Consider the following 12,527-nt stretch of genomic DNA (forward strand, 5'->3'; position numbering starts at 1 on the left):
GTTTTATTGTATTAACCTTTAACTCATGAGTTGTAATTGATCAAAAAAGCAAAAAAAATTAGCTCTAACAAAATCTCACAGATTCACACAGGCGTTTTAGTTCTTGAAAATAAAACTATCTTTAAAGGAGTTGGTATTGGCTATCAAGGAACTGCCACGGGTGAAGTGTGTTTCAACACTTCTCTAACCGGATATCAAGAAATTATTTCAGATCCTTCTTATGCTGGGCAAATTATCAATTTTACTTTTCCACACATTGGTAACGTTGGAACTAATAAAGAAGATTTAGAGTCTGATAAAGTTTGGACCAAAGGTGTAATTTTTAACTCTGAGGTAACAAGTCCTTCTAACTATAGATCTTTAGTTAATTTAGATATGTGGTTAAAAAAAAATAAAATTGTTGGAATCACAGGTTTGGACACAAGAGGTTTAACTAATTATATTAGAGATAAGGGAGCGCCTAAAGGTACCATTTCTTTTTCTAATAAAGGTAATTTCAACATTAGTAAATTAGCAAATATTACAGCAAAATGGAGTGGATTAAATAATTTAGATTTAGCAAAACAAGTAACTACTAAAAAAAATTATATTTGGTCAGGTTTTAAAACTTGGAAAAAAGAAACTGGTTACTTAAAAAATAAAAAAAAATCATTACATGTTGTTGCAATTGACTATGGAATCAAAAAAAATATCCTAAGATATTTCTCAAATCTTAATTGTAAAGTAACAGTGGTTTCATGCAAAACGAGTGCAAAAGACATTCTTAAATTAAAGCCAAATGGGATCTTTTTATCTAATGGCCCTGGTGACCCTGCAGCAACTGGAGAATATGCAATTGAAATCATTAAAGAATTAATCAAAAATAATTTACCTATTTTTGGTATTTGTCTTGGTCATCAAATTCTAGCCTTAACACTTGGTGCAAAAACTAAAAAAATGAAACTTGGTCATAGAGGTGCTAACCATCCAGTTAAAAACTTAATTAAAGACAATGTCGAAATTACTAGTCAAAACCATGGCTTTGAAATTGTAAGAGCAACATTACCAAAAAATATTGAAGTAACTCATAAGTCTTTATTTGATAATTGCATTGAAGGAATTAGATTAAAAAATAAACCTGTTTTTTCTGTTCAATATCATCCTGAATCAAATCCAGGACCACAAGATAGTGTTTACTTATTTAAAGAATTTATTAACAACATAAAAAAAAATGCCAAAAAGAAAAGATCTTAAAACTATACTAGTTGTTGGTGCTGGACCAATTATCATAGGTCAAGCATGTGAGTTTGACTATTCGGGTACACAAGCTTGCAAAGCCCTTAAAGATGAAGGTTATAAAGTTATTTTAATTAACTCTAATCCAGCAACTATCATGACAGACCCTGGTGTTGCAGATAAAACTTATATTGAGCCCATAACTCTAGAGGTATTAGAAAAAATTCTAAAAAAAGAAAAACCAGATGCAATTTTACCAACAATGGGTGGTCAAACTGCTTTGAATTTAGCAATGGAAGCGGAGAAAAAAGGAATTCTTAAAAAATATAAGATTGAATTAATTGGTGCAAATTCTAAGGCAATCTCTAATGCAGAGGACAGAAAAAAATTCAGAAAAAATATGTTAGATATTGGTTTGGACTTACCAAAATCTAAAGTGGTAAATCATATTAGAGATGCAGCAAAAGTATTAAAACAAATTGGATTACCTGCAATAATTAGACCTGCATTTACTTTGGGTGGTTTGGGTGGAGGAATTGCCAAATCTGAAAAAGAATATCTTAAAATAGTTAAAGATGGTTTACACGAATCCCCTGTTAGTCAGATTTTAATTGAAGAATGCCTCGAGGGTTGGAAAGAATTTGAAATGGAAGTTGTCAGAGACAAAAAAGACAACTGTATTATTATTTGTTCTATTGAAAACATAGACCCAATGGGAATTCACACGGGAGATTCAATTACAGTTGCGCCTGCCCTAACACTTACGGATAAAGAATACCAAGTTATGAGAAATGCATCTATTGCTTGTCTTAGAAAAATTGGAGTAGAAACAGGTGGATCAAATGTTCAATTTGCAATCAATCCTAAAGATGGCAGAATGGTTATCATTGAAATGAACCCAAGAGTTTCTAGATCTTCAGCTCTTGCATCTAAAGCAACTGGATTTCCAATTGCAAAAGTTGCAGCAAAACTTGCTGTCGGCTACACGCTTGATGAATTAAAAAATGAAATTACCAAAACAACACCTGCTTCTTTTGAGCCAAGTATTGATTATGTCGTAACTAAAATACCAAGGTTTACCTTTGAAAAATTCTCCACTTCTGCGGCAATTCTTGGAACTTCAATGAAGTCAGTTGGTGAGGCCATGGCAATTGGTAGAAACTTTAAAGAATCTCTTCAAAAAGCATTAGTTTCTCTTGAAATTGGCTTTTCAGGCTTAGATAGAATTTTTCCACTTAGCAAAAAAGAAATAGAAAAAGAACTTAAAAAAAATATTCCAAACAGAATATTATTAGCTGCTGAAGCGTTTAGAAAAAAAATAAATATTAAAAGAATTCACCAACTTTGTAAGATAGACCCTTGGTTTTTAGAGCAAATAAAAGAAATTGTTGATGAGGAAAATAAAATTAAAAAAAGAGGTCTCCCTAAAGATTACAATGAATTTAATAGAATTAAATCAATAGGTTTTTCTGATAAAAAATTATCTGAAATTACTAAAATTTCTGAAGACCTTGTTAGAAAAAAAAGAACTGCTTTAAAAGTATTACCAGTTTACAAAAAAGTAGACACCTGTGCTGCTGAATTTAAATCTTTCACGCCTTATATGTACTCAACATACCAAAGAAATTATGCTTTGAACTCAGAGTGTGAAGCAGAGCCTTCTTCAAGAAAAAAAATTATAATTTTAGGGGGTGGACCGAATCGTATAGGCCAAGGAATTGAGTTTGATTATTGTTGTTGCCAAGCAAGTTACGCTCTTAAAGATAGTGGTTTTGAAACTATAATGATTAACTGTAACCCAGAAACAGTTTCAACAGACTACGATACAAGTGATAGACTTTATTTTGAGCCTCTTAAAGAAGAATATGTTTATAATATTATCAAAAAAGAACAGCAAAAAGGAAACCTTGTAGGGATCATCGCTCAGTTTGGTGGACAAACCCCTATAAGACTTGCAAAGTTTTTACATGATAACAAGCTTCCAATTTTAGGTACGCAGTACACATCAATTGATCTAGCTGAAGATAGAGATAGATTTAGAAAATTACTTGATAGATTAAAATTAAAACAAGCAGAAAGTGGTATTGCTAAAACTTACAAGCAAGCCATTCAAATTGCTGAGAAAATTGGTCTGCCTTTAATGGTAAGACCATCTTATGTTCTGGGTGGAAGAGCGATGGAAATTGTTCATGAAAAAAGTCAATTAAAAAACTTTGTAGAAGAGGCATTTAAAGCTGCAGAAGATAATCCGATATTAATAGATAAATTCATTAGTCACGCTATGGAAGTGGATGTTGATGCAATATCTGATGGAAGAGAAGTATTTGTTGCAGGTATCATGCAACATATTGAAGAAGCTGGTATTCACTCTGGTGACTCTGCTTGCGCTTTACCTCCCATATCAATTAAACCAAAGCTGATAACTGAAATAGAAATTCAAACTAAAAAATTAGCTTTGGCTTTAAATGTTAAAGGCTTTATGAATATTCAATTTGCCATTAAAAATGATGAAATTTATGTAATCGAAGTAAATCCAAGAGCAAGCAGAACAGTTCCTTTTGTATCTAAAGCCAAAGGATTACCTTTAGCAAAAATTGCTTCAAGAGTAATGGCAGGTGAAAAGTTATCTAAATTTAATTTAAAAAGTAAAAATAAAAATTTATTTGCAGTTAAAGAAGCAGTGTTCCCTTTTAATAAATTCCCAAATAGTGACTTATTATTAGGCCCAGAAATGAAATCTACAGGTGAAGTTATGGGTTTTGATAAAGATTTTGGTATGGCTTATGCAAAAAGCCAAATTGCTGCCTCAAACTCTTTGCCTACTAAAGGCCTAGCATTTATCTCTCTTAAAGATGGTCATAAAGATGAGGGTGTGGATTTAGCAAAACAATTATTAAAATTAAATTTTACTTTATGTGCTACAGGTGGAACAGCTGAATATATTCGTAAATATGGAATAAAATGCAAAAAAATAAACAAGGTTAGTGGAGGATCTCCTCACATTGTTGATGTATTAAATTCTAAAAAAATCGCTTTAGTTATTAATACAGGTGGTGGAAATAGTGAACATCGTCTTCATGATGCAATGGCTTTAAGAAGAGCAACACTAGGTAATAAAGTTCCTTATTGTACAAACATGTCTACTGCTCAAGCTTGCTTAATGGGGATTAGATCATTAAAAACAAAAGAAATTACAGTAACTGCACTTCAAGACATTAAATATGGCAAATAAAAACTTTGGCTTTGGTACACAAATTAGAAAATCACCTTTCTTTGACTCAACAGTAAAATGGGGAGCAACTGGTTTTTCAGTTTATAATCATATGTATATTCCTCGTGACTTTGGAGATCCTGAGAAAAATTTTTGGAACTTAGTTAAGACAGCAATTCTTTGCGATGTGGCTGTGGAACGACAAGTTGAAATAACTGGCCCTGATGCTTATAAATTTATTCAACTATTAACGCCACGAGATTTAACAAAACTTGCAATTGGGCAATGTAAATATGTTTTGATTACTAATAGTGATGGTGGAATACTAAATGACCCTGTTCTTTTAAGATTGGCAGAAAATCATTTTTGGCTATCTCTTGCAGATAGTGATGTTTTATTTTGGGCTCAGGGAGTAGCTGTTAATTCAAAATTAGACGTAAAAATAGTTGAACCAGACGTTTCACCATTACAATTACAAGGACCTAACTCTGGCGAGATCATGGTGAAATTATTTGGAGAAAGTATTAGAGATCTTAAATATTACTGGCTAAGAGAAATCAATTTTGATGGTATTCCCTTGATAGTTTCAAGAACAGGCTGGTCTAGTGAGCTTGGCTACGAATTATATTTAAGAGATGGCTCTAAGGGTAATAAATTGTGGGAAAAAATAATGTTAGCAGGAAAAGATTTTGGCCTACAGCCTGGTCACACATCTTCAATTAGAAGAATTGAAGGAGGTATGTTGTCATACCATGCAGATGCAGACATCAATACAAATCCATTTGAGCTAGGGTTAGATAGATTGGTAAGTCTAGATAGCAATATTAATTTTATTGGTAAAGATGCACTTAAAAAGATTAAACAAGAAGGTATTAAAAGAAAACAAGTAGGTTTAGAAATTGACTGTAGTGATTTAAAAGGTCCCAATACAACTTTTTGGACTTTATTTTCTGAAACTAAAAAAATTGGAAAAGTGACTTCTGCTGTTTTTTCTCCCAGGATCAAAAAAAATATTGCTCTTGCAATTGTAGATATTGAGTTCTCACAAATTAATACTGAATTAAATGTTCAAATAAATGAAGAAAAATTTAAATGCGTTGTTGTAGAAAAACCATTTTTTGATCCAAAAAAAAAAATTACATCAACATCTTTTTAATGAGAGGATAGGCCAGTATTTGCTATGCTAAAAATCATATCTTCATAGCCCATATCAAGGTTTAGTACGCACGATCTATAGAAATAACCTTTTCGAAGACCTGGCATTAAATTTGCCTCTATAAAATGAGGAACATCTAAATGATCCATTTTAATATCTATTCTACCTAAAGATTTTCCACCTAAAGCCTTAAAAGAGTCTTTTGCTAATTTAGAAAGTTTGTCAAAAACCACAATATCAGAAACAAGAGTAACATTCTCTTCATCATTTTTTTTAACATTAAAATCAAGAATACAATGACCGTCGATATTTTCTTTTACAATAATTTCTATTGGCATAGCTCTTAAAGTTCCATCAATACTATCTTCAAAAATACCAACACTATATTCTTTTCCTGTTAAATATGTTTCAACTAGAGAAGGTGAATTTTGCTTTATTTTAATGTCTAATACTTTTGCTGTAAAACTTTCAAAATTAAATACAATTGAATTTTTGTCTATACCTCTGCTGTCTCCACCAGTTACTGGTTTTATAAAAAGAGGAAATTTTATTGGTATTGAACTTTCAGTTAAATATTCACCCGGGTTTGTTATAAAAAAATCTGCAGTTCTAATATTATTTTGTTGCATAATCTTCTTTGCTCTATTTTTATCGCTTTCATTATCAAGGGCTGCTTTACTTGAAGCAATATATGGAATTTCAAACATTTCTAAATAATCATTTAGCCAAATATTTCTATTGTTAAAAAAGAAGTACTTAACACCAGAGAAAACTAAATCAGGTTTTCTTTTAACCAACGCTTCAAGATCCTCTTCAGAATTAATTTCAGTGATTGAAACATTTTTATATCGTTTAGATAAAATCCTTAGAACATTTTTTTCTTCTAGAATAATTCCAACGTTATCTTGATGCGAGTTTACCTCTCCAAAGTTAGGGACTACAACTATTTCTATCGATTTATTAATCTTTATTGGAATTATATTATTTTTTTTTAAAGGTAAAATATTACCTATTTCTGGAATTCTTTGTTTTACTATATCTTTTATAATCATAATAAATCCAACACATGATCCATGCAAAAAAGCATGAATGATGGGCTATTCTAATAAAGTTGTTTTCTAAAAAATTATTGCCTAAGTAATGAAGTGTAAAATTATCTGGCAGTATCTAAAAAAAACTAAGTGTATGCCCTATAGTGATTGATAGATACAAGTCTTTAAGGTTTTAATGCTACTCGACTTTCCAATCTGTAGGGAAAGTTACGTAATTTACCTGTAAACAACGTCTTTCTTTAATAATCTCTTTTTTTTCCATGCCATGCCAGGTATTTGGGCCACTAGAGAATAGATATCCATAGTTATTTTTGTAAGGAACTGTCTTAACTTTTTCTAATTTTTCATTATAAAAATCTGTACCCAAATTTTCAGACTCATTTGCATTGTTAACAAATATCAAGCCTGATAATAATTTTTCTTTAATATCACAATGTGGTTTTAGCCAAAAACCCTCTCTATCACAAATAACTTCAACTCTTACATATGAGTTAGATAAATCTTTGTTGATCATCTTGGAAATAGTTTCATGGGTTCCTTTTGATTGTAATTCATTAATAAATTTAACTAAATGTGGAAATGCATCTGCATTTTCTTTTGTAACAAAACATCTAAATTTAATTGCCTGTCCTCCAGATGCAATACCTTCTCTGAATTCTGCTGCACCACCATCAATTGCTCTTGTGCCATCATAGGTTAAATTATTCTTACTAACATCTGGTATGTCAGCTTTAATAATTTCTTCAATAGCCCCATCAGTTAAAGCATCATTATACTCCCAATGTTTAAAGGGATCGTTATGTTCCTTGGATTTATTTAAAATTGAATTAAGAAAAGTCATGTTGTTTTATTTTTTCTCTTATTTGCTCAGCTATTTTATTAGTTTCATTTAATTTAGTGTAAGTCCAATTTTCAACAGAATTATTTAATTCTTTTATTATATTTAAAGACTCAAATAAATTAAAAAAACTTTTAAATCTTTGATTGTTTTTAATTGCTGGCATTTGAGCTACATAAATTGGTTTTCCAGTAATTGCAGCTTCTGAAATCATCGAAGTAGAATCGCAAGTAACAACAATATGGTCTGATATTTTTAATGAAGAAAGATAAGCTTTTTTATCAACATCTGGGATCACAATCTGATCTTTATCAAAATAACTCTTGGCTTTTTCAATTATATTTTGAGGAGTTCTCATGGAAGGAACAACTATTAATTGATAGTTATTATTTAAAAAATTTTGCTTAATTTTTGAAAAAATACCCTCTATGACTTGATTATTATAATCATAATATCTAGTAGGCCCTCCTAGTACTAATGTAACGATTTTCTTTTCAGTGCTAATTCTAGATTTTAAATAATTTTCATTTTCATCTAATTCATCATGTGTTAAATAATGTACTGCTCCTTTACTTGTAAATACATTGCTACCTTTTAAACCGTCGTGTTCAGGCACAACTACAAAATCAAAATTATTTAATGAGACTCTAGGTTCTTGAATGTGAATATTTATGATTTTACTCTTAAATTTTTTCTTTAAATAAATTGATGGGATTACACTTTTTCTTCCACAAGAAATAACAATATCAAACTCATTATTAATTTTATTTTTAAAAACAAAATCTTGAACAGGTGTTAATTTTGGTGGAAATAATTTCCAAAAATTATTAAGTTCAATCCTTTCGTGTATAAAATCTAAATCAAGAGCTTTAGCTAGACCTTCTACTTGGCTAATCATGCCGTGCATGCCCTCTGTCAATAATAACCCTTTTAATTTTGTCATTTATCCTTATATAACTTTTGTATGAGTCAAAATCCAACAAAACACACAAAAGTGTTAATAATAGGATCTGGTCCAGCTGGTTATACTGCTGCAGTTTATGCGGCAAGAGCAATGCTAAGCCCTGTTTTAGTATATGGCTCTGAACCTGGTGGACAATTAACTACAACAACAGATGTTGAAAATTATCCAGGATTCTCAGATGTAATTCAAGGTCCATGGTTAATGGATCAAATGAAAGATCAAGCTAAAGCAGTTGGTACAGAAATGATTGAAGATCATATTGGATCAGTAAATTTAAAATCTACACCTTTTGAAGCTGTTGGTGATAGTGGACAAAAGTATACTGCAGATAGCATTATAATTTCTACAGGTGCTCAAGCAAGATGGTTAAACTTAGAATCGGAACAAGCTTATAGAGGTTTTGGTGTTTCAGCGTGTGCAACATGTGATGGTTTTTTCTTTAAAGAAAAAGTTGTAGCAGTCGTTGGTGGTGGTAACGCTGCTGTTGAAGAAGCAATGTTTCTTACAAAATTTGCATCAAAAGTAAAATTAATTCATAGAAGAGATACTTTAAGAGCAGAAAAATTACTTCAGAAAAAATTAATGGAAAATAAAAAAATTGAAATTATTTGGGATAGTGCTGTTGAAGAGGTTATTGGAGACAGTGAACCTAAAAATGTAAAAGCTATTAAAATTAAAAATTTAAAAACTAATAAGATTGAAGAAATGAAAATAGATGGTTTATTTATTGCAATTGGTCATGATCCAGCAACAGCTTTATTTAAAGAACAGTTGGATATGGATAAAGAAGGTTATTTAATAACTAAACCAGATTCTACCGAAACTAATATCCCTGGAGTTTATGCTGCAGGTGATGTTAAGGATAAAACTTTCAGACAAGCTGTAACTGCAGCTGGAATGGGCTGTATGGCAGCACTTGAAGCTGAAAAACATCTGTCATCATAATAAATGAGTGAGTCAGTTTTAATTGTTGGAGCTGGAAGTGGATTGAGTGCATCGTTAGCACACTTATTTGCATCAAAAGGAATGAAAGTTGTTCTGGCAGCAAGAAATATTGAAAAACTTCAAAATTTAAAAAAAGAAATTGGTCTTAATACAATTAAATGTGATGCTACTAACATTAAAAGTGTAACAAACCTATTTAAGAAAACTGACAAAATAATTGGTGCTCCTAATTTGGTAATCTATAATCCTTCAAAAAGTCTTGGGGGAAGTATAGTTGATCTGGATCCCAAAAAAGCACATGAAGCAATTGATGTTACATGTTATGGTGGCTTTTTAGTAGCTCAGCAAGCAGCAAAAAGAATGCTTAAAAAAAAACGTGGAAGTATTTTTTTTACGGGGGCTACCGCAAGTATAAAAGGTTTTCCAGAGTCATCTGTTTTCGCAATGGGCAAGTTTGGTTTAAGGGGCTTAGCCCAATCATTAGCAAGAGAATTACATCCTCAAAACATTCATATTGGACATTTTATTATCGATGGTGGTATTGGCAAAGAAAATTATGGATCATATAAGACTATACATCCTGATGAAATTGCAAAAGTATATCTTCAGTTTCACAACCAAGATAAAAGTGCATGGTCTTGGGAAACTCAATTAAGAACATCTGTTGAGAAATTTTAAATCTAATGAAAAATAATCTACACGTATTTTTAGGAGCTACTGTTGCTGATGCTGCAGCTAGACCATTACACTGGGTTTATAATCAAAAGAAACTACTAACTTATATTAAAGGAAAGAAAGATTTTACTTTCTTAAAAAAAAATAAGAGTCCTTTTTACAATATTAAAACTGGAAAAGTTTCAGGCTATAACGAAGTTGGTCAAGTCATGTTTCAAACATTAGTTGAAGGGCATGAAAATATTGAAGAAAGATTTAAAAAAAATATTACCAAAAACTTTGGTCCAGGAAGTGTCTATTGGAAGAACCTTAATCTAAGAGCTAAATATAGAAAAGTTAAAGATTGGCGAGGTATAATTAAAGGGCCTTGGATACACCAAAATATTATTGAAACAGTTAAAAACATTAAAGCTAGAAAGAAATTAACAGGTGGTGCTAAAGTTAATGAGTCTGATGGTTACTGTGCTGCTTTACCCTATTTTTTATATGGTTATGATTTTAATAGCTTAAAAAAGATTATCTCGACAGTCACTGTTTCAAAAATAAGCCTTAAGTATGCTTTAGCTAAGTTTCATCTAATAGATTTGGCTCTAAAGGGTGCTAAAGATCCAATAAATGAATTCTTAAAAAAATTTAAAAAAAATTCATATTTTAAAAGTGTTGTTGAGGATATTAAAAAAGTAAAAAGATTAAAATCAAAGCCTCACCCAATAGTAGTTAAAAAATTAGGAATGGCATGTAGCTATCCTGGGACATTTAACAGTTCAATCCATTCAATTATTAATGCAACAAATTATAAAGGGGCTATTTTAAGAACTATTAAAGCTGGTGGTTGTAATTGTTCTAGGGTTAATTTCATTGGAGCATATTTTGCAGCTTTAAAAGGTATTAATTCAATTCCAAAATCATGGATAAAAAAAACAGATCCAGCTAAAAAAATTTTAAATCAAAAATAACATTACTTAGTTAATTGAACTATTTTTGAAATTTCTTTTTTTCTACCTAAGCTCCATTTTTTTAAAGCAGATATTATTGGTATTGCTGAATTTCCGAATTCACTTAATTTATATTCTACGTTTTGAGATTTATTAATAATTTTAACAACCAAACCATCTTTTCTCATTTCATCAAGTTTTCTTGCCAACACTTGAGGACTGATATTATTTACTAATCTTTTAAGCTCATTAAATCTTATTTTCTTATTTTCATAGATTCTTGCAATAATAAAAATTTTCCATTTTCCTCCTAATAATTCCATAACGTTTGAAAAAGGACATGATTGTTTTTGATTAGTTTTTTCCATATCTCTTTTGTAAACTAATAACAAAAAATGACCAGTCATGATTTAAGTAACTTTGAAGTGACTAGTAAGCTTATAATTAGTTGATAAAAGATTATTTATGTCCATATGTATCAAAACAAAAAATTTAATTAAAAGGAACGACAAAATGACAAATAAAGTATTATTAACTGGAATAAGTGGCTGGATAGCAAAACATACTACAATAGAATTATTAAACGCTGGATATGAAGTTTTAGGAACTGTTAGAAATAATACTTTAATTGAACAAACTAAGGAAACTATAAGCCAACATGCTTCTATAGATAAATTATCTTTTGTTGAATTAGACCTTTTAAAAGATGATGGATGGAATGAAGCAGCTCAAGGTTGTAAATATATAATGCATCTTGCATCTCCATTTCCTTTTAAAGTTTCTAATAATAGAAATAGTTTATTAGCACCTGCTGTGGATGGAACGCTGAGAGTTTTAAATGCAGGTTTAAATGCTGATGTTGAACAATTTATAGTTACCTCTTCAATTGCGGCCATGTTTAGGAAACCTAACAGAAGTAATCCATATTCATTTAACGAAAATGATTGGACAGATGAAAACTGGAAAGAGGGAGTAAACGACTACTTTTTATCAAAAACAAAAGCTGAAAAGGCAGCGTGGGAACTAATGGAGAACAAAGGATTAAAAAATAAATTAACTATGATTAATCCTGGTGGAGTATTTGGTGATGCCTTAGATAAAAAAGGAGGAACTTCAATTGAATATGTTAGACAGTTTCTAAAAGGCAAATTTCCAGCAGCACCTAAATGGGGAATTTTGATTTCGGATGTAAAAGATGTTGCAAAAGCACATGTTGCTTGTATTGGAAATACCAAGGTTGGTGGTAGAAGATTAATTGTTGGAAAAGAAGTAAAAAAACTAATTGAGTTATCCCAAATAATGGCTGAAGCAATGCCAGAGTATGCAAAAAAACTTCCCAAAAAAGAACTACCAAATTTTATGGTTAAATTAATTAGTTTGTTTGACTCGAGTGCTAAAACTTTGATTCCAGACCTTGAGATTGTAATGCAAACTGACACAACCTATGCCGAAGAGTTATTAGGGATAAAATTTAATCCTGCAAAAGGTTGTATATCCGAAACAGCTAAATCTGTTGTGAGATTAGGTTTAGTTTAA

At 30.7% G+C, this 12,527-nt stretch carries 11 protein-coding genes; 7 read left to right on the forward strand and 4 right to left on the reverse strand.

Annotation, left to right across the window (positions count from 1 at the left end; genetic code table 11):
- Positions 1–36 precede the first annotated feature (36 nt).
- From carA to AC5YGA_RS05065, 3 genes are read left to right on the forward strand one after another with little or no spacing between them, the layout of a single operon-like run.
- Entirely contained in the window at positions 37–1,233 is a 1,197-nt protein-coding gene (carA, locus tag AC5YGA_RS05055; RefSeq protein ID WP_415308038.1) for a glutamine-hydrolyzing carbamoyl-phosphate synthase small subunit, read from the forward strand.
- On the forward strand, positions 1,211–4,447 hold the full coding sequence (carB, locus tag AC5YGA_RS05060) for a carbamoyl-phosphate synthase large subunit (protein ID WP_415308039.1): 3,237 nt from the start codon (positions 1,211–1,213) through the stop codon (positions 4,445–4,447). Before carA ends, carB begins: the two co-directional genes overlap by 23 nt.
- A complete protein-coding gene (locus tag AC5YGA_RS05065; protein ID WP_415308040.1) occupies positions 4,437–5,582 on the forward strand; it encodes a glycine cleavage T C-terminal barrel domain-containing protein in 1,146 nt (381 codons plus the stop codon). The genes carB and AC5YGA_RS05065 overlap by 11 nt, the downstream gene beginning before the upstream one ends.
- On the opposite strand, the gene AC5YGA_RS05070 is transcribed toward AC5YGA_RS05065, so the two are convergent.
- From AC5YGA_RS05070 to AC5YGA_RS05080, 3 genes are all read right to left on the reverse strand, one after another.
- Positions 5,579–6,634, reverse strand: a complete 1,056-nt coding sequence (locus AC5YGA_RS05070; RefSeq protein ID WP_415308041.1) for a D-alanine--D-alanine ligase family protein — start codon at positions 6,632–6,634, stop codon at positions 5,579–5,581. The two genes, AC5YGA_RS05065 and AC5YGA_RS05070, sit on opposite strands and share 4 nt — an antisense overlap.
- A 178-nt stretch (positions 6,635–6,812) precedes the next feature.
- The gene (locus tag AC5YGA_RS05075) at positions 6,813–7,475 is read right to left on the reverse strand and encodes a hypothetical protein (RefSeq protein WP_415308042.1); all 663 of its coding nucleotides are present in this window, start codon (positions 7,473–7,475) and stop codon (positions 6,813–6,815) included.
- Positions 7,462–8,415, reverse strand: a complete 954-nt coding sequence (locus AC5YGA_RS05080; RefSeq protein WP_415308043.1) for a mitochondrial fission ELM1 family protein — start codon at positions 8,413–8,415, stop codon at positions 7,462–7,464. Before AC5YGA_RS05080 ends, AC5YGA_RS05075 begins: the two co-directional genes overlap by 14 nt.
- A gap of 21 nt (positions 8,416–8,436) precedes the next feature.
- Between AC5YGA_RS05080 and trxB the strand changes: the two genes are divergently transcribed.
- Genes trxB through AC5YGA_RS05095 form a run of 3 tightly spaced genes read left to right on the forward strand, consistent with a single transcriptional unit; the run spans position 8,437 to position 11,012 of the window.
- Positions 8,437–9,381: a thioredoxin-disulfide reductase gene (gene trxB / locus AC5YGA_RS05085; RefSeq protein WP_415308044.1), complete on the forward strand. Its 945-nt coding sequence runs from the start codon at positions 8,437–8,439 to the stop codon at positions 9,379–9,381.
- A gap of 3 nt (positions 9,382–9,384) precedes the next feature.
- Positions 9,385–10,059: an SDR family NAD(P)-dependent oxidoreductase gene (locus tag AC5YGA_RS05090; RefSeq protein ID WP_415308045.1), complete on the forward strand. Its 675-nt coding sequence runs from the start codon at positions 9,385–9,387 to the stop codon at positions 10,057–10,059.
- Between the two features lie 5 nt (positions 10,060–10,064).
- On the forward strand, positions 10,065–11,012 hold the full coding sequence (locus AC5YGA_RS05095) for an ADP-ribosylglycohydrolase family protein (protein ID WP_415308046.1): 948 nt from the start codon (positions 10,065–10,067) through the stop codon (positions 11,010–11,012).
- A gap of 2 nt (positions 11,013–11,014) precedes the next feature.
- Here the strand turns inward: AC5YGA_RS05095 and AC5YGA_RS05100 are convergent, their stop codons facing one another.
- Positions 11,015–11,398: a winged helix-turn-helix transcriptional regulator gene (locus tag AC5YGA_RS05100; protein ID WP_415308047.1), complete on the reverse strand. Its 384-nt coding sequence runs from the start codon at positions 11,396–11,398 to the stop codon at positions 11,015–11,017.
- Between the two features lie 106 nt (positions 11,399–11,504).
- Between AC5YGA_RS05100 and AC5YGA_RS05105 the strand changes: the two genes are divergently transcribed.
- The gene (locus AC5YGA_RS05105; RefSeq protein WP_415308048.1) at positions 11,505–12,527 is read left to right on the forward strand and encodes an NAD-dependent epimerase/dehydratase family protein; all 1,023 of its coding nucleotides are present in this window, start codon (positions 11,505–11,507) and stop codon (positions 12,525–12,527) included.

The organism is Candidatus Pelagibacter sp. uisw_091, assembly GCF_059512525.1.